An 18,173-nucleotide genomic window follows, 5' to 3' on the forward strand; every position below is an offset into this window, starting at 1 on the left:
GAACGCGCTTGCGCCCTGCGGGCGAATCCTGCGAGGTGCCGCCATGGAATTTTCGCCGCAACAGGACGAAGCGCTGAAGGCCGTCTCGAAATGGCTGAAGGAAGGTCGTCAGCCGATCTTTCGCCTGTTCGGTTATGCGGGCACCGGCAAGACGACGCTCGCGCGATACTTCGCCGAGCATGTCGACGGCGACGTGCAGTTCGCCGCCTTTACCGGCAAGGCGGCGCAGGTGCTGAGGCACCACGGGGCGCCGAATGCCAAGACCATCCATTCGCTGATCTACCGCCCGCGCGGCGAGGAGGCCGTGGAGGACGAGGAAACCGGGAAGACGTCCGTCTCGCCGATGTTCTCGCTGAACCGGTCGAGCCCGGTCGCCAAGGCCGCGCTCATCGTCGTCGACGAGTGCTCCATGGTCGACGAGGAACTCGGCCGCGATCTCCTGAGCTTCGGCACGCCGATCCTCGTGCTCGGCGATCCCGGCCAGCTTCCGCCGGTTTCCGGCGGCGGCTTCTTCACCGATGCCGAACCCGATTGCCTGCTGACCGAGATCCACCGGCAGGCGAGGGGCAACCCCATCATCGAACTCGCCATGCAGGTGCGCGAGGGTCGGGAGATCGCGCACGGCGACTACGGCACGGCGCGGGTGATCGACCGGCGGGACGTCGACGCCGATCTGGTGCTCGCCGCCGACCAGGTGCTCGTCGGCACCAACCGCACGCGCCGGCGCTACAACCAGCGCCTGCGCGAACTGAAGGGTTTCGACGCGATCTATCCGCAGTTCGGCGACAAGCTCGTATGCCTGCGCAACGACCAGTCGAAGGGCCTGCTTAACGGCTCGCTCTGGCAGGTGATGACGGCAGGACGCGAAACGAGCCGGCCCGGCATCAATCTCGTCGTGCGTCCGGAAGTCGACGACATGAACCGCGGCGCACAGAAGGTGAAGCTCCTGAAGGCGGCCTTCGAACCCGAAACGGGCGAGATCCCGTGGGCGCAGAAAAAGCGCTTCGACGATTTCGACTACGGCTACGCGCTGACCGTCCACAAGGCGCAAGGCTCGCAATGGGACGAGGTCGTGCTCTTCGACGAGAGCTTCGCGTTTCGCGACACGCGCGAACGCTGGCTCTATACCGCCGTCACCCGCGCTGCCGAACGGCTGACTATCGTTCGCTAGGCGGGGCTGCGAAGACGGCCGCCTTTCCATATCTTTCCGGCAGTCCGTCCGCACAATCTTTGTGCGGTCGCGGCGAACCTCTTCTCGCCTGGATCGTTCCCGGCTATGAACGATTTCCGCCCGCCCAATCAGGACCGGCCCGACGATGCCCGCTCAGCTTTCCGTCAATCTTAATGCCGTCGCCATGCTGCGCAACCGTCGCGATCTGCCCTGGCCGAACCTCGTCCATCTCGGGCGGATCGCGCTTCGATCCGGCGCGCACGGCCTGACCGTCCATCCCAGGCCGGATCAAAGGCACGTGCGCTTTTCCGACCTGCCGGACCTGCGCGCGCTGATCGACGACGAATTTCCCGAGGCCGAGTTCAATATCGAGGGCTACCCCTCCGAACCGTTCATCGAACTCGTCGAGCGGATCGAGCCCGACCAGGTCACGCTGGTGCCGGACGATCCCTCGCAGGCGACATCGGACCATGGCTGGGACTTCTGGGAAAACCACGATTTCCTGAAGCCCGTCGTCGCCCGCCTGAAGCGCGCCGGCATGCGCGTTTCGCTGTTTGCCGATGCCGGGCTCGACGAAAAGGGCATGCGGCTGGCGAGCGAGACCGGAACGGACCGTATCGAGCTCTATACGGGACCCTACGGCGCCACGCACGACGATCCTGCCGCCGCCGAGGCCGAGATCGAAAGGCTCGGCATCACGGCGGACGCCGCCGCCGGGCTCGGTCTCGGGGTCAACGCCGGCCATGACCTGACGGTCGAGAACCTGCCGCCGCTTGCAGCCCGCATCGCCAATCTCGCGGAGGTTTCGATCGGCCACGGGCTGACGGCGGACGCGCTGGAGTTCGGCATGGCGAAAAGCGTTCGCCGTTTCGTCGAGGCGTGCCGGCCCGCCTGAACGGCTTTTACCACCGTTCGACGGTGTGTCGTCGAAGCGTGACTTGACCCGCGTCGCGAACGGGTCGAAGACCGCTGCATTGTCATGCCGAGCCGAGACCCGCCGATCCTCGCGATCGATCGTTCTCGCGTCGCGCGCGCCGCGTATTTTCGCACGCTTTCCAACGAGCCTTCACGATGACCCAGAGTCTGTTCAAGACCGCACTCATTCTTGGCCTGCTCACGGCCATCGGTCCCTTCGCGATCGATATGTACGTGCCGGCGCTGCCGGCGATCGGTGAGAAACTGAACGCGGACGTGCCGCATGTTCAGGCGAGCCTGATGGTGTTCCTGGGCGCCGTGGCGCTCTGCCAGGTCTTCTACGGGCCGGTGAGTGACATGATCGGACGCAAGCCGCCGCTTTATTTCGGGCTCGTCCTCTTCATCGTCGCCTCGATCGGCGCCGCCATGGCGCCGACGATCGGCTGGCTGATCACGGCACGCATCGTCCAGGGCATCGGTGCCTGCGCGATGATGTCCCTGCCGCGCGCGATCGTGCGCGATTTCCACACCGGCCCGGAAGCCGCACGGCTGATGACGCTGCTGATGCTCGTGCTCAGCGTCTCGCCGATCCTCGCGCCGCTGACGGGCAGCCTCATCATCAAGGCGTGGAGCTGGCGCGGCGTCTTCGTCTTCATGATGCTCGCCGCCGTTCTCGGCATCTTCCTTCTCGCCTTCGCACTGCCTGAAACGCGGCCGCCCGAAAAACGGGTCGAAAGCGGCATCTCCCACGCGCTGGCAAGCTACGCCATGCTGCTGCGCGATCGCCGCTTCATGGGGCTGAGCTTCATCGGCGGCTTCGGCATCTCGAGCTTCTTCGGCTTCATCGCCAATTCGTCATTCGTCTATATCGACCATTACGGGCTCGGGCCGACGTCCTACGCGTTGTCGTTTTCCGTCAACGCCATCGCCTTCATCGGCATGGCGCAGACGACGTCCTATCTCGCCCAGCGCTACGGCTTTTCCCGCATCGTCGCGACGGCGGCGGCGGGCTTCTGCATCGTGGCAATGATCCTCTTCGGCCTGTTCGTCGCCGGGATCGACGGGTTGCCGGTGCTGATGGTCTTCCTCTTCGTCGCGTTCGGGTTCCTCGGCATCATCATTCCTTCGTCGGCGGTGATGGCGCTCGACGACCATGGCGAGATCGCGGGCAGCGCTTCGGCGCTGATGGGAACCGTGCAGATGGTCACGGCGGCGATCGTCATGGCCGTCGTCAGCGCCTTCTTCAACGGTACGGCGCTGCCGATGGTCGGTGGTATTGCCGCCTGTTCGCTCGTCGTGCTCGCGCTGTCGCTCGCCATCGTGCGTATTCCGTCGGCGAACGAATCCGTTTCCCAGGCCGCTTCCGGCTGACACGGCGAGCGCATGCGGCGAACGGGCGGATCATCCGCGCGTTCCGTGCGTTGACGCGTCGGGATGGCAGCGGTGGTGGAGCGCGACGCGTGCGCCATCGCGTCGCCATCGCCGAATGCGGAAGGGACGGGTCCATGGACGAGCGCCATCGCGTGATCATCGTCGGTTGCGGTTTCGGCGGACTTTCGGCCGCGCAGCGCCTGAAGGACGTCGACGCCGGGGTGACGCTGATCGACCGGCGCAACCACCATCTGTTCCAGCCGTTGCTCTATCAGGTGGCGATGTCGGTGCTTTCGACCGCGGATATCGCCTGGCCGATCCGGCACCTCTTCAAGGACCGGAAGAACATTCGCACGATCCTCGGCGAGGTCGTCGGTGTCGATACGCAACGCCGCGAGGTCGATCTCGCGAGCGGTGCCACGCTCGGCTACGATACGCTCGTCCTCGCCACCGGCTCGACCCACGCCTATTTCGGACACGACGAATGGGCTGTGCACGCGCCGGGCCTCAAGACGCTCGAGGATGCGACGACGATCCGCCGGCGCATCCTTCTCGCCTTCGAACAGGCGGAACTCGATCCCGATCCCGACCGCCGCCGTGCGCTGCTCACCTTCACCATCATCGGCGGCGGCCCGACGGGCGTGGAACTTGCCGGAACGATCGCCGAACTGGCGCGCGAGACGCTGCGCGGCGAGTTCTCCCGCTTTTCCGTCGACGAGGTTCGCGTCGTGCTCGTCGAGGCGGCACCGCGCATCCTTTCGGGCTTTTCCGAAAAGATGGCCGGCTACGCCGAACGCAAGCTCGAAAGTCTCGGCGTGGAGGTGTGGAAGGGACAGCCCGTCAGTGAGTGCGGGCCGAAGGGCGTCACGGTCGGCGAGAAGATGCTCGAAAGCCGCACGCTCGTATGGGCGGCCGGCGTCGAGGCGTCGCCGGCGGCGAAATGGATCTCCGCGCCGGCCGACAAGGCCGGTCGCGTCGAGGTCGAGCCGGATCTTTCCGTGCCGGGCCATCCCGAAATCTTCGTGATCGGCGACACGGCTTCCGTCAGCATGCCGAACGGCGATCCCGTTCCGGGCCTGGCGCCGGCCGCCAAGCAGCAGGGCACTTTCGTCGGCGACCTGCTGCGCGCCCGGCTGACGGGCGGCACGGAGCCGGAGCGCTTCGTCTACCATCACCGCGGCAGCCTGGCGACGGTCGGCGAGCGCGACGCCGTCGTCGAGATGGGCTGGTTCAAGCTGAAGGGCCGGCTTGCCTGGCTCCTTTGGGGCGTTGCGCATATCTATTTCCTGATCGGCACGCGCAGCCGCTTCACCGTCGCGCTCAGCTGGTTCTGGACCTACCTCTTCAGCCGCCGCAGCGCACGCCTCATCACCCAGCGCGACGCGCTGTCCGGCAAGCCGCCGGAAGGGGAGGAGACCCGCGCCGTCGACGAAGCACCACCGGGTGCTCAGGTTTCCGAAGTGACGCGATAAAGCGCCCGGCAAACCTCGGTCGTCACCCGATACGCTTGACAGCGATTCGACGCGGCTTTACTGGAGAACCGTACCGTACGGTACGCAAATTTCGGGGTATGCTGCGTATGGTGGTGTTCCGGCAAAAGCCGGACCGTTCCTTCCCGCTCAGGCAGGCGCGGCGATACCCGGTTCGCGATGGACGATCGGTTTGGATACGCAGGTCAGGGACGAGACGGGGGAAGGCACCCCGCGCTGGGGCGAACGCCAGACGGCGGTTCTCGAAGCGGCGCTCTCGCTGCTCGTCGAAGGCGGCGAGCGGGCGCTGACGACCGCCGGCCTCGCGCGGCGCGCCAACTGCTCGAAGGAGAGTATCTACAAATGGTTCGACGACCGGGACGGCCTTCTTGCCGCGATGGTCGCGTTCCAGGCCGGCAAGGTTCGTGCGCCATCGGCCGGTGAGCGACCGATGGGACGCGAAGCTTTCCGCGGCAATCTCGTCACTTTCGCCCACGATCTTCTCGACGTTTTGGCCGGCGAGGTTTCGCTTGCCATGAACCGGCTGGCGATCGGCACGGCGAGCCGCGAGGACGCGCGTCTCGGCAGGCTCGTGCTCGAACGCGGCCGGCGTCTGATCGGCATCCGCGCGGGCGCGCTCATCGAGGCCGGACGCAGCCAGGGCTTCATCGCCTATGAAAACCGGGACGACGCGTTCCGCACGCTTTACGGCCTGATCGTGCAGGACATGCACGTACGCCTGCTGCTCGGCGAAACGCTCGGCGCCGACGAGCGCGACTTCGCGCGCCGGGCGAGCAAGGCTGTCGACCGCTTCATGCACCTCTACGGCAGCGATGCCGCACGGGGGCAGACCGAAGAAACCGAAGGAAACTGAAAAGAGAGGAAATGCCAATGCGTGTCTATTACGATCGCGACGCCGATCTCAATCTCATCAAGGGCAAGAAGGTCGTCGTCGTCGGCTACGGCTCGCAGGGTCGTGCCCATGCGCTGAACCTCAAGGATTCCGGCGTGAAGGAAGTCATCGTCGCGCTGCGCGAAGGATCTTCCACCGCCCGCAAGGCCGAGGCCGATGGCCTCGGTGTCATGACGGTCGCGCAGGCGGCGAAGGAAGCCGACCTCATCATGATGGCGACGCCGGACGAATTGCAGGCCGGCATCTATACCGACGAGATCGCTCCGCATATCCGCGACGGTGCCGCCATCGCGTTCGCCCACGGGCTCAACGTGCATTTCGGCCTGATCGAGCCGAAGGATACGGTCGACGTCCTGATGGTCGCGCCGAAGGGGCCGGGCCATACGGTGCGCAGCGAGTACCAGCGCGGCGGCGGTGTGCCCTGCCTCGTCGCGGTCCAGCAGGACCCCTCCGGCAACGCGCTCGACGTCGGCCTTTCCTATGCCTGTGCGATCGGCGGCGGCCGCTCCGGCGTCATCGAGACGAGCTTCCGCGAAGAATGCGAGACCGATCTCTTCGGCGAGCAGGTCGTGCTGTGCGGCGGCCTCGTCGAACTGATCCGTAGCGGCTTCGAAACGCTGGTCGAAGGCGGGTATGCGCCCGAAATGGCCTATTTCGAGTGCCTGCACGAGGTGAAGCTGATCGTCGACCTCATCTACGAGGGCGGCATCGCCAACATGAACTACTCGATCTCCAACACGGCCGAATGGGGCGAGTACGTCTCCGGTCCGCGCATCATCACCGAGGATACGAAGGCGGAGATGAAGCGCGTGCTGAAGGACATCCAGTCCGGCCGGTTCACCTCCGAGTGGATGCAGGAGTGGCATTCGGGTGCCGCACGCTTCAAGGCGACGCGCCGCCTGAACGACAGCCACCAGATCGAGGAGGTCGGCGAGAAGCTGCGCGGCATGATGCCGTGGATCAAGTCGAACGCGATCGTCGACAAGGAACGCAACTGAGGCGTTATCGGTTGAATTAAGAGGCGGTCGGGGAGCATCGGCTTCCCGGCCGCCTTTTTTCGCGTAAGGGGCAGGAAAGCGCATGGGACAGAACGGCGAATTGCGCGCGATCGAGCGCACGCATCTGGTGCACGTTGCCGCCGGGCACCCCTTCCATGCCGCCAATCACGAAGCGGCGGAGCGGAGCTGGCGGGAGGAAATTGCCCGCAAGCCGGCGCTCTTCAATGGTCCGGTGATGCTCGCCAGTGCGGTCGATCTCGCCGAGGGGACGGTGCATGCGACCTGCCACACCGTGCCCTATTCCACCTTTCTCTACTGGCGACGGTGCCGGCCCGTAACGGGTGCCCTGCATCTCTTCGCCATGGCCGTGCCCGTCTCGTCCGACGGCGCAGTGATCGTCGGACGCATGGGACCGCAGACGGTCAACGCGGGAACGGTCTACTGCCCGTCCGGATCCTTCGATCCGGACGACCTCACGCCCGAAGGCACGTTCGACCCGGACACGAACATGCACCGCGAAGTCGCCGAGGAGACCGGCCTGGACCTCGCGCAGGCGACACCGGAGGCCGGTTACGACCTTGTCGAACTCGGCGATTTCGTCGTTATTGCGCGCCGTTTCCGCTTTGTCGAAACGGCGGACGTGCTGCTCGAACGGGCGCGTGCCCATATCGCCGAAGAAGACCAGCCGGAGCTGGCAGAGGTCATGGCCGTTCATTCCGGCGAGGCGATCACCGCGGATTTCGCTGATCATATGCATCCCGTTCTCAAGGCCCATTTCGGCGATTGAGCGGGACGGTTCCTTGTCAGGAAGCCGACGATACCGTGAAGGACGGGGAGGCAGTGCCGAAACTCGTCGAGGGTTCGTCGTAGCTTACGCTCTTGTCGTTCGGGCGCGGTCGCTTCCAAAGTTGCGGGTCGCGTTCCGGGCGCGTGGCGATCCGCGAACCGAACGCCGTTCCAGCACTCCGGGCAGCAAGGGCGACCTTGCGGAAGGCACCCGTAGTCGTACGCGTGTCCCACGCCCGGGCGCCGCGGGCGTTGACCGCGAGCCCGATCGCACGATAGGCGCCGAGCGCCGTTGCCACGGCCCATGCGGAGCGCATCGGCAGATCTCCGAGGCCGATGCGTGCCGAGGCATAGAACGGTTCGGCCGCTTCGAGGAGACGGGTCGCGAGCGCTGCGAGCGCCGCGCGATTCTCGGGTTCGGCAAGCGTGCCGGGCCGCAGGCCGGCCTCGGCGATCCAGCGTTCGGGCACGTAGACGCGACCGCGATGCGCGTCGTCGACGAGGTCCCGGGCGATGTTGGTGAGCTGGAAGGCGATGCCGAGATCGCAGGCCCGGTCGAGCGTATTCTCATGCTCGGCACCCATGATCCGCGCCATCAGGATGCCGACGATGCCCGCCACGCGATAGCAGTAGGTCAGCGTATCGTCGAACGTTTCGAAGCGCTGGCCCTCGACGTCCATCGTAAAGCCGGCGAGGTGTTCCGTCGCGAGTGCCTCGGAAAGGTTTCGCCGGCGCGCGAGCAGGCGAAGCGCCTCGAATGCGTCGTTGCCGGTCGGCCGGTCGGCGAAAGCCTCGTGCGTCAGGTGGCGCAAACGCTTCAGCTTGGCTCTGGCCTCGTTCGCGCTCGGCAGGGCGTGCATGCCGTGGCCGAGCGCCTGACCGTCGATCTGGTCGTCGCAATACCGGCACCACGCATAGAGCAGGCGAACGTCGGTTCGCGTATGCCGGTCGAAGAGGCAGGCTGCCGCCGCGAAGCTTTTCGAACCTGCGGAGATGCTGAGTGCCGCAGCGGCCTCGACACGCCGGGCGCCCGCGGGCAGGGCGGGTCCGACGCTGTCTTCGGCGAAGCTCGACACCATTACGCCAGACCCGCGTCGGCGAGCATCAACGCCGCGGTCGCCTTGGCCGAGGCCACGACGCCCGGCACGCCGGCACCCGGATGCGTTCCCGCACCGACGAGATAGAAGTTTTCGAGGACGCGGTCCCGGTTGTGCGGTCGGAACCATGCGCTCTGCGTCAGCACCGGATCGAGCGAAAAGGCCGAGCCGAGATGCGCGTTCAGCGTGTCGCGGAAATCCAGCGGGGTGAAGACCCGGCTCGTTACGAGGTCGCGGCGCAGATCCGGCATGTAATGCGCTTCGAGATAGGCGAGGATCCGGTCACGATAGGCCGGCGCCTCGGCGTTCCAGTCGATGTTAGCGTTGCCGAGATGGGGCACCGGTGCAAGCACGTAATGCGCCGACTGTCCCGCCGGCGCAAGGGACGGATCGGTCGCCCCCGGCGAGTGGAGGTAAAGCGAGAAGTCGTGCGGCAGGTTCGGCCCGCGGAAGATCTCGTCGATCAGGTCGCGGTAGCGCGTGCCGAAACACACCGTGTGATGGGCAAGCCGATGCCGGTCCGTGTTCAGGCCGAAATAGACCACGAAGAGCGACATGGAAAAGCGCTTGGCAGAAAGGCGTTTCGCCTCGCGCGCACCGCGCCGCGTATGGGCGAGCAGATCGCCGTAGCTGTGGACGACATCGGCGTTGGAAGCGACGAGATCGGCGGCAAACCGCCTGCCGTCGCGGCAGAGCGCGGCCGTGATCCGCCCGTCGGTCACGTCGAGCTTTTCGACGTCGCACGAAAGCTCGATGCGCCCGCCGATATCCCTAAACAGCCGGACGAGGCCTTCGATCAGCGCACCCGTGCCGCCGCGCGGGAACCAGATGCCCCATTTGCGTTCCAGCGCGTGGATGAGCGCATAGATCGAGGGGGTGGAGAAGGGATTGCCGCCGACCAGCAGCGAGTGGAAAGAGAAGACCTGCCTGAGCTTCTCGTCGGCGATGTGGCGGGCGACACGCTGGTAGACGCTCTGCCAGGCGGCGAGCCCGGCAAGCTTCGGCCCGACCCGCACCATGTCCCGAAAATGCAGGAAGGGATGGGCCCCGAGGCGCACATAGCCTTCGTCGAAGACGTCGCGCGAATAGGCCAGAAAGTCGCGATAGCCGGCGACGTCGTCCGGGTTGAAGGCGGCGATCTGCCGGTCGATCGCCTCCTGATCGCCATTGTAGTCGAAGGACGTGCCGTCTTCCCAGCAGAGCCGGTAGAACGGGTCGACGGGCATCAGGTCGACGTAATCGGCGAGTTTGCGCCCTGCGGCGGCGAAGATCTCCTCGAGGGCGGAAGGATCGGTCATCACCGTCGGGCCGGCGTCGAACACGAAGCCCTCGTCCTCGTAGACGTAGGCGCGCCCGCCCGGCTTGTCGCGGCGTTCGAGGACGGTGGTCGCAATGCCGGCCGCCTGAAGGCGCACGGCAAGGGCAAGGCCGCCGAACCCCGATCCGACGACGACGGCGGTCTTTGGCTTGATGCTCAACGGCCCTCCCGTCCGTACGCCGATCGAAGCGAGCGAGGCGCGTTGGCCGGCATCGCTCGAATGAAGACGGATTTCGCGGCGCCGGGCGGCGGCGCGAGAATACCCGACCTGGAAGCGATCATAGCTGGCGTATCCGATCGAAGGAAGACGGCGCCGGCTGCGCCGCACCGTTACCGGCGCGCCGTTTCAGCGCACGCCACCGGGCATGAAGGAGAAAGGTCCGAACGAAGACGGCCACGCGCGTCGCGGTGTCGCCTTCCGCCGTCTTCGAAGCGCGATGGCGCGCGGGCGATCACGGGTGGTCGCGTCTTTCGCTACGCCAACCGTCGCGGTCGCGAAACGGCGCGTTCGCCCGTCTCGGCAACTCTTTTTCCACCGCCTCGCGGGAACCGAAATCCCTGCCGCAGACTGGACAGATCACCCGGGCGTCCGCGCCACCCTCGGCCTCGACGCGGGCTTCCACGTCGCAACGGTTGCAGATGATGCTGAAATCCCCGTCCATGGCTTGCTCCTGACCCTCGAAGGGGCGGGTAGCCACCCACGGTCCATGCTGTCATGCTCATATGTTAATCGGAAGACGTCGCTGCCCTGGACCTTAGGACGGCAACGCTTTTGACAGAATCGGCTCGCTGGGGTAACCGCTGAACATCACGTCCCGCCTTTGTCGCCTTCCCCGGGAGTTTGCGCGATTTCCCTGTCTCCGATTCTCGAACCGGGCAACACCTGCTGGCGCGTCGAGCGGGCGAACCGCTTCGCCGTCATCATCGACGGCCAGGAATACTACCGGGCGGTCAAACGCGCCGTGCTCAATGCCAAACGGCAGGTCGTCCTCATCGGCTGGGATTTTGATACGCGCATCGAGATCGAGCCGGACGAGCAGACGCTCGAGGGTCCGAACCGGCTCGGCGCCTTCCTGAACTGGATCGCCAAGCGGCGCGATGGCCTGCAGATCAACATCCTCAAATGGAATCTCGGCCTGCTGGAATCGCTGAAGCGCGGGGAGACGCCGCTCTTCATCCTGCGCTGGATGGTTTCGAACAACGTCCAGCTCAAACTCGACGCGGCCCATCCGGCAGCGGCCAGCCACCACCAGAAGATCATCGTCATCGACGACAAGCTGGCGTTCTGCGGCGGCATCGACATCACCAAGGGCCGCTGGGACACGCGCGAGCATCTGGATCACGATCCGAACCGGCGCTCGGGCAGGGGCAAGCTCCTGGGGCCGTGGCACGACGCCACGACCTGCGTGGACGGCGACGCGGCCAAGGCGCTCGGCGAACTCGCGCGCATGCGCTGGTTCCGGGGAACGGGCGAGCAGATCGAGGCGCCGGAGGTCGACGAGGATCCCTGGCCGGACATGATCGAACCCTTCGTGCGCGACGTCGATATCGGCATCGCGCGCACGATGGGCGCCTTCGGCGAGTACGAGGGCGTCGTCGAGATCGAGCGCGCGACGCTGGCGGCGATCGAGAGTGCCGAGCGGTCGCTTTACATCGAGAGCCAGTATTTCGCCTCGCGCAAGATCGCCGAGACGATGGTCCGCCGGCTCGCCGAGCCGGACGGCCCGGAGATCGTGCTTCTCAACCCGCGTTCGCAGGACGGCTGGCTGGAAGAAAAGACGATGGGCTCGGCACGGGCGAAGCTCCTGAGCTACGTCAGGCGTCAGGATGTGCACGACCGCTTCCGCATCTTCTATCCCGTCGCGGCGAAGGACACGCCGATCTACGTGCACGCGAAGATCATGGTCGTCGACGACCGGCTCCTGAAGATCGGTTCCTCGAACCTCAACAATCGCTCGATGGGCTTCGACACGGAGTGCGATCTGGCGCTCGAGGCGAACGGCGAGGAATGGCTGCGGGAGCGCATCGTCTCCGTGCGCGACAGCCTGCTCGGCGAGCATCTCGGCGTATCGGCCGAAACCGTCGCCGAGCATATGCGCGAAACCGGTTCGCTGATCGCCACGATCGACGCGTTGAACCAGGACGGCCCGCATCTGGCACCGCTTCAGGTGCGCGCGCTCGATCCGGCCGACGAAACGTTGTCGGAAATGGAGATCGTCGATCCGATCCGCCCGCCGGGAGTGCGCGGAAGCTTCGGCTTCTGAGTGAACGGTCCGTTCACGGCCGTCGCGTCGCAAACGGGTTCACGCGTCGGCGCCTTTCGGGGTTATACGGAAGCGCCGGGCGGCAGTTCAGCCGATCGTGAGCGTATCGGCTCTTCCCAACCGTTCCGTTCGTGCCGTATAGCACGCTGAGCCTGCCCCCCATGGCGAAAGCGCCTCGCGCCTTTGCGCTTGCCGGTGCCTCCCGCAACGACAAGGCCGCTAGTCGCTTTCGAAACGTTCTCCCGTCGTTCGCAAGGCCGCGGTCCGCAATGGTGCCGTCGGCCGTTCCTTGAAGGAAATGTTCGCCCGCAATGTCTGCCGCCGGATCCGCTCGCTCACGAGATGCGGCAACCACGCTCGTCCGCCGGCTTGCTGCGTGCGTGCGTGACGCCGGCTTCGATCCGGAACGGTTCCGCTTCGCGAGCGCCATCACCCTTGCGGCGATCGGGGCGCTTTATTTCGCGTTTCTCGTCAACCTGCCGAACACCTACTGGGCGCTGCTGACCATACCGCTCGTCATGCGCCAGCAGTCCGGCGCCACGGTCTGGCGCAGCAGCGCAAGGCTGATCGGGACGCTGAGCGGCATGGTCGTCGGCCTCGTGATCGTCGCGTTCTTCGACCAGAACGTCTTCGCGATCGTCGCCGTTCTTTCGCTCTGGCTTTTCGCGATGGGTGTGCTCGCCCGCTTCGAAATGGGCAGCGACGCCTATGCCTACGGCGTCGCCGGCCTCACCGCGCTCATCATCGTGCTCGATACCCGTTCCGATGGCGGGCAGGCGTTTTCCTACGCGGTTTCGCGATCGACCGAGACGGTGATCGCCATCATCGCCGGTTTCGTCGTCGGCCTCGTCCTTCTTCCGCGCTCCACCCTGCCACTCGTGCGTTCGAGCCTCGGCGAAGCGAGGGCCAAGGTCTTCGAGACGATACGCCTTGCGATCGATCGCGAGAGCGAACCGAGCGCCGAGATGCAGCGCGGCTTCACCGCCGACCTTCGCACGGTCTTTTCGAACATGCGGTCGGCCTCCTTCGAGCGCACTTCGCCGAACGGTTCGCTGCCCCGCATGCGCGCGCAGGCCAACGCCCTGATCGAGACGCTGGCGACCGCCGAGGCGTTTTCGTTCGCGCTCGCCCACGCCGAGCGCGGCGACGCGGTGCCGCAGCCCGTCGAGGAGGCACGCCGTCGACTCGCAAAGCTCTTCGACGATCTCGGAGAAGGCGAACCCGACGCCGAGGAAGCCGAGGAACGATCGGGCAGGTTCGCCGCGCTGCGCGACGAACTCGGCGAAACCATCTCCGCCTATGCATTCGCGGAGGAGCCGGACGCGGACAAGCTCGACACCGTTTCCGGCCTCTATCGCGTTCGACAACTCGCCGCACGGCTCGCCGATCTCTACGCCGCCGATGCGGCCGTGCTCGATCCGAAGCGCACCTTCAAGACCGTGAAGCCGACACAGACGCGCTACCGCGACCTCGTGGCCGCCCTGGAGATCGGCTCTCGCCCGGCGATCGCCTTCGCGCTCGTCGCGACGTTCTGGCTCTTTTCCGGCTGGGCGAACGGGCGCGTCCTGGCGCTCATCACCGGTGCGCTTTCGCTGCTGGTACCCACCATCGCTCCCCGCGCAGCCCTTGCCGCCGCCGGGCGCAACATCGCCACCGGCTTCCTGACGATGGTCCCGGTGGCGCTTCTGCTGATGGTCCTCCTGCCGCACGTGCAGACGTTCTGGGAATTCGCGGTGCTGATCGGCGCGCCGATCTTCGTGCTCTTCTACCTCTTCGCCGGCGGTCCGCAGCTTCCCATCGCCATCGGCGGCACCATCATGCTGGCGATCGGGCTGCAGCCGGCGAACACGCCGAGTTACGATGCGGCACGTCTGATCAATACCGGCGTGACGCTTTCCATCATGCCGGTGCTCTTCGTCTCGGCCGTCACCATCCTCTTCCCGAACACGACGGCCCACGTACGCCGGCATCTGAAACGCGGAACCGACAAGCTCTTCCGCAAGGCGATACGCCGCCGGCTCGACGAGCCGGGCTTCTTCGGCCAGTTCGTGGACCTGCTCGGCGACTACGGCGGCGACCTCGACGTCGACGACGAGACGAACCGCCGGCTGATCGGACGCAGCCGCGGCGTCGCGCTGGTCGTCCACGAGATCTGCGGCATCCGCAACAGCAAGGGGACGATCCCCGAGCACGCCGACCGCCGCTTGGGCGAGATCGCCGAGGAGGCCGCCCGCGCCGGGCCGCAGGCCGATCTTTCCTCCCTGCTCGATCGGGTGGAAGCGGTCGGCCACGACGCGCGACGAAGGCTTGCCACGACCGACGATGCCGGCAATTCGGCCGCGTTTCGTACCGTCATGGCCGCCGAGCTGCTGCACGCGATGATCCACCAGCGACGGCTGTGCCTGCCCGGGAAGACGACATGACCCAAGAGATCTCGATCTTCGGCTTCTATTTCCCCGCCATCGTGCTTTGCGCGCTGGTCGCCGGTGCCATCTGGTACGCGCTCGACTACGCGGCGATCCGTCTATCCGCCTGGCAGTTCTTTCTCCATCCGCCGCTTGCGCGCCTTGCGCTCTATCTCGTCCTGTTCGCCCTGGTCTGCGCGTTCTATCCGAACTTCTAGCGCATACGCCAAACCGGAGACCTCTTCGCCTTGACCGTCATCCGCCTGCTCCTCACCGCGATCATCGTCGTGCTCGCCGTCTTCGGCATCGTCTATATCTGGAACACCTATTTCGAGGCACCGTGGACGCGCGATGCCGACATCCGTGCCGATATCGTCGAAATCGCGAGCTATGTCAGTGGTCAGGTCGTTTCGGTGAACGTGCACGACAATCAGCACGTGGAGAAGGGCCAGGTGCTCGTCCAGATCGACCGGACCGACTATTGCGTCGCCGTGGAGCAGGCGAAGGCGAGCGTCGCGCAGGACAAGGCGAAGGTCGCAAAGCTGGAACAGCAGGCCGCGCGCCTGACCAGCCTCGACAAGAAGGACAGTGCGGCGGTTTCGACAGTAAAGGTACGCAACGCGCAGCTCGAGGCCGAGGCGGCAAAGGCGGCGCTCGACGCCGCAAAGGCCAAGCTCGACAGTGCGAAGGTCAAGCTTGGCCGGACGACCATCACGGCGCCGACCTCCGGCTACATCGCGAACCTTACGGTCGATACCGGCGATTACGCCAATGCCGGCAAGGCGCTGCTCGCCGTGATCGACGAGGATTCCTATCGCGTCCAGGCCTTCTTCATGGAAACGCAGATCCCGCAGGTGAAAATCGGCGCGCACGCCCGCATCAAGCTGATGGCTGGTGGCCAAACGCTCGAAGGGACCGTCAAGGGCATCGCCCACGCGGTTCATTCGAGCCAGAACACCTCATCCAACCTGCTCGCCAATCCGAGTTCGACCTTCCAGTGGATCCGTCTCGCACAGCGCATCCCCGTCGAGATCGAGCTGTCGGGCAAGCCGAACTTTCCACTCGTCTCCGGCATGTCGGCCACCGTCGTTCTCGACGAGGCTTCGTCGTCTTCGGCGTTCGACCGGCTGATACCGGGCTGGTTCGACGACTGACGTCCAGCCTGATCGAGTACGGCGGCTGTCAGCTTCTCGAGAAGGAATGCTTGACGCGCCGCATCAGGTAGCGCGTGCCGACGGCGAGACGGCTCGGACGGCTGTCGTGTTTGTCCTGCCACGGACCGCCGAGGCAATCGGTGACGTAGAGTTCCTCGATCAGGTGCTGGATCGCAGCGGAGAGGGGAACGACGAAGGCGACCCCGAGCAGGCCGAAGAGGAACCCCGCGGCAAGCTGCAGCGTCAGCGTCGCGGCAGGCGGCATCTTGATCGTGTTTTCCTGCACGATCGGGGTGACAAGGTTCGATTCGACGAACTGGATCAGCAGGTAGACCACAAGCCCCCAGAGCGCCATCGACGCGCTCTGCGAAAAGCCCGCCAGCACGATGATGCAACCGGCGATGAACGGCCCGAGCGTGGGGATGAAGGTCAGGAGGCCCGCCTGAAGCGAGAGCAGGGTGGCGTAGGGCATGCCGATCGCCATCAGCAGGATGATGCTGAGCACGAAGATGACGAGCATGCTGACGCTCTGACCGAGAAGCCATCGCCGCATGGCGGCCCCCGCGCCATCGAGCACTTCGTCGACGCGCTCGCGCCGGCTCGGAACGACTAGGCTGAGCACGATCGTCTTGTAGGCGCTCGGCTCCCAGGCGAGGAACGGACCGATGAAGACGATGGCGAAGAGAATCGAGAACCAGTTCAACGCCGCCGGCAGCACCGTCGTCGCACCGCCGAGAACCGTCTGGATGCCAGGAAGCAGCGATTTCATCGTGTCGCCACTACCGAAGAAGCGGGAATGCTGAAGCGTGGTCATGCCTTGCTGGGCGAGCTGGCGCACGCTGGAGGCGAATTCGTTGAACTGGCCGACGAGGGTACTGCCGCCCCACGTGATCGCCCCGGCGACGACGGCGGTCGCCAGAAAGATGACGAGGGCGAGGCGGCTTGCCCGGCTCCACGACACGAGATGGGAGAGCCCGCGCGTGCCGGCATCGAGAACGACGGCAAGCACGATGCCAACGCCGAGCGTCAGGAAGGCGGTGGACGCGTACCACAGCGTGAGCGCGGCGATGACGAAGGCCATGGTGACGGCGACGACGATCGCCGTTTGGCGTGCGATACGGGCACTGGCGCCGCCGTGCTCATGCTGATTTTCGGCCATGGAGGTCTTTCGCCGCGAGAGGTGCCGAATGAACGCTTCGGATGGCCGCATGGTTCGACCGGCGAAACGAATCGAGGCGTATCCGGCGAAGGCAAGCCGGGCGGGACGTGCGCCGCTTCGCTCAGGGCACGAGCGCGCCGTATCCGGCAATGGTGTTCGCCGCGGTGGCGTGTGCCGCTTTCAGCGCGTCGCCGAGCGGGGCGCCGGATAGCCGGCTCGCGAGGAACGCCGCGTTGAAGGAATCCCCTGCGCCCGTGGTGTCGACGGGTGCCGCAACGCGGACTGCCGGTTCTTCGGTCGTCGTTTCGCCTTCGACCGCGAGGCACGGTTCGGCACCGTTCTTGACGATCACCGTTTCGGCCCCCCGGTCTCGGTAGCGCCGCGCGCATGCGGCCGGGTTCGCGTCGCCGAACGCGGCCGCATCGTCCTCGAACGTCGGGAAGACGATCGTCGAGACCGCGGCCGCCGCGTCGATCGCCTCCGTCATCGCCGCCGTGCCCGGCCAAAGCCGGGGCCGCAAATTGGGGTCGAACGCGACGGTGGTGCCGGCTTCGCGTGCGCGGGCCAGTTCATCGATGAAGACCGCGCGGTCCGCCTCCGGCAGGATCGCCAGCGTGATGCCCGAGAAATACGCGATGCCGCTCGCTGCGAGCGCGTTCGCGAGATGCTCGCGATCGGCGGCGAGCCGGCGGGCGGCGGAAGCTTCGCGCCAGTAGGAAAAGTGCCGCTCCGCGTTTTCGAGCTCGATCAGGTAGAGACCCGGCGAGGCGTTGGCGACGCGGCGAACGAATTCGGTCGAGATGCCGTTTGCAGCGATGAACCGTTCGAGATCGCGCGAGGGCGCGTCGTCGCCGACCGCCGTGAAATAGGCCGTCTTCCAGCCATCCGGCGCCAGGCGGCTGAAGTACCATGCGGTATTGAAGGTGTCGCCGGCGAAGTTGCGCCGCCAGACATCGTCTTCGGCCGTTCGCGAGAACTCGATCATGCATTCGCCGATCGAAGTCAGGGTTGTGCCTCGGCTCATCGGTCGATCCTTCTCGCACGGAAATCACTTCGCTGGCGGGATAGTCTGCCGAAAGCGATGCCGCAAGCACCGGCCCGGGGGATCAAAACGGGCGCCCGGGCGTTGCCGGTTACAACGACACGAGAGGGC

General features: G+C 65.9%; 16 protein-coding genes. 11 read left to right on the plus strand and 5 right to left on the minus strand.

The features are described from left to right. The first annotated feature begins 43 nt into the window (after window positions 1-43). From FJU11_RS01480 to FJU11_RS01510, 7 genes are all read left to right on the plus strand, one after another. Complete coding sequence (locus FJU11_RS01480; RefSeq protein ID WP_141165220.1) at window positions 44-1,171, plus strand: ATP-dependent DNA helicase; 1,128 nt, start codon at window positions 44-46, stop codon at window positions 1,169-1,171. 145 nt (window positions 1,172-1,316) lie between these two features. Beyond that, on the plus strand, window positions 1,317-2,066 hold the full coding sequence (locus FJU11_RS01485) for a pyridoxine 5'-phosphate synthase (protein WP_141165221.1): 750 nt from the start codon (window positions 1,317-1,319) through the stop codon (window positions 2,064-2,066). Window positions 2,067-2,242: 176 nt separating this feature from the next. After that, the gene (locus FJU11_RS01490) at window positions 2,243-3,457 is read left to right on the plus strand and encodes a multidrug effflux MFS transporter (RefSeq protein ID WP_141165222.1); all 1,215 of its coding nucleotides are present in this window, start codon (window positions 2,243-2,245) and stop codon (window positions 3,455-3,457) included. Between the two features lie 134 nt (window positions 3,458-3,591). Then, window positions 3,592-4,929: an NAD(P)/FAD-dependent oxidoreductase gene (locus FJU11_RS01495; RefSeq protein WP_141165223.1), complete on the plus strand. Its 1,338-nt coding sequence runs from the start codon at window positions 3,592-3,594 to the stop codon at window positions 4,927-4,929. Between the two features lie 190 nt (window positions 4,930-5,119). Then, a complete protein-coding gene (locus FJU11_RS01500; RefSeq protein WP_141165224.1) occupies window positions 5,120-5,800 on the plus strand; it encodes a TetR/AcrR family transcriptional regulator in 681 nt (226 codons plus the stop codon). 17 nt (window positions 5,801-5,817) lie between these two features. Next, window positions 5,818-6,837: a ketol-acid reductoisomerase gene (gene ilvC, locus FJU11_RS01505; protein WP_141165225.1), complete on the plus strand. Its 1,020-nt coding sequence runs from the start codon at window positions 5,818-5,820 to the stop codon at window positions 6,835-6,837. 82 nt (window positions 6,838-6,919) lie between these two features. Beyond that, window positions 6,920-7,624 (plus strand): NUDIX hydrolase, encoded by a 705-nt coding sequence (locus tag FJU11_RS01510; RefSeq protein ID WP_141165226.1) that lies wholly within the window; start codon window positions 6,920-6,922, stop codon window positions 7,622-7,624. A 16-nt stretch (window positions 7,625-7,640) separates the two neighbouring features. On the opposite strand, the gene FJU11_RS01515 is transcribed toward FJU11_RS01510, so the two are convergent. The 3 genes from FJU11_RS01515 to FJU11_RS01525 form a co-directional block, all read right to left on the minus strand. Further along, window positions 7,641-8,702 carry a phytoene/squalene synthase family protein gene (locus FJU11_RS01515; RefSeq protein ID WP_141165227.1) on the minus strand — a complete coding sequence of 354 codons (1,062 nt, stop codon included), beginning with the start codon at window positions 8,700-8,702 and terminating at the stop codon, window positions 7,641-7,643. Next, window positions 8,702-10,198: a phytoene desaturase gene (locus FJU11_RS01520; RefSeq protein ID WP_141165228.1), complete on the minus strand. Its 1,497-nt coding sequence runs from the start codon at window positions 10,196-10,198 to the stop codon at window positions 8,702-8,704. The genes FJU11_RS01515 and FJU11_RS01520 overlap by 1 nt, the downstream gene beginning before the upstream one ends. Before the next feature lie 292 nt (window positions 10,199-10,490). Further along, window positions 10,491-10,700: a hypothetical protein gene (locus tag FJU11_RS01525; protein WP_141165229.1), complete on the minus strand. Its 210-nt coding sequence runs from the start codon at window positions 10,698-10,700 to the stop codon at window positions 10,491-10,493. Between the two features lie 159 nt (window positions 10,701-10,859). Between FJU11_RS01525 and FJU11_RS01530 the strand changes: the two genes are divergently transcribed. From FJU11_RS01530 to FJU11_RS01545, 4 genes are all read left to right on the plus strand, one after another. Beyond that, window positions 10,860-12,302, plus strand: a complete 1,443-nt coding sequence (locus FJU11_RS01530) for a phospholipase D-like domain-containing protein (protein WP_235890729.1) — start codon at window positions 10,860-10,862, stop codon at window positions 12,300-12,302. 311 nt (window positions 12,303-12,613) lie between these two features. Beyond that, complete coding sequence (locus FJU11_RS01535) at window positions 12,614-14,725, plus strand: FUSC family protein (protein ID WP_141165230.1); 2,112 nt, start codon at window positions 12,614-12,616, stop codon at window positions 14,723-14,725. Further along, the gene (locus tag FJU11_RS01540) at window positions 14,722-14,925 is read left to right on the plus strand and encodes a DUF1656 domain-containing protein (RefSeq protein WP_141165231.1); all 204 of its coding nucleotides are present in this window, start codon (window positions 14,722-14,724) and stop codon (window positions 14,923-14,925) included. Before FJU11_RS01535 ends, FJU11_RS01540 begins: the two co-directional genes overlap by 4 nt. Window positions 14,926-14,955: 30 nt before the next feature. Then, window positions 14,956-15,861: an efflux RND transporter periplasmic adaptor subunit gene (locus tag FJU11_RS01545; RefSeq protein ID WP_181407998.1), complete on the plus strand. Its 906-nt coding sequence runs from the start codon at window positions 14,956-14,958 to the stop codon at window positions 15,859-15,861. Window positions 15,862-15,889: 28 nt separating this feature from the next. Here FJU11_RS01545 and FJU11_RS01550 read toward each other — a convergent pair whose 3' ends face one another. Together FJU11_RS01550 and FJU11_RS01555 are read right to left on the minus strand one after the other, a co-directional pair. Next, complete coding sequence (locus FJU11_RS01550) at window positions 15,890-17,020, minus strand: AI-2E family transporter (protein ID WP_181407999.1); 1,131 nt, start codon at window positions 17,018-17,020, stop codon at window positions 15,890-15,892. A 121-nt stretch (window positions 17,021-17,141) separates the two neighbouring features. After that, window positions 17,142-18,044 (minus strand): sugar kinase, encoded by a 903-nt coding sequence (locus FJU11_RS01555; protein ID WP_141165234.1) that lies wholly within the window; start codon window positions 18,042-18,044, stop codon window positions 17,142-17,144. Window positions 18,045-18,173 lie beyond the last annotated feature (129 nt).

The organism is Pararhizobium mangrovi (assembly GCF_006516965.1).
In the GTDB taxonomy this organism is placed as follows: domain Bacteria; phylum Pseudomonadota; class Alphaproteobacteria; order Rhizobiales; family Rhizobiaceae; genus Pararhizobium_B; species Pararhizobium_B mangrovi.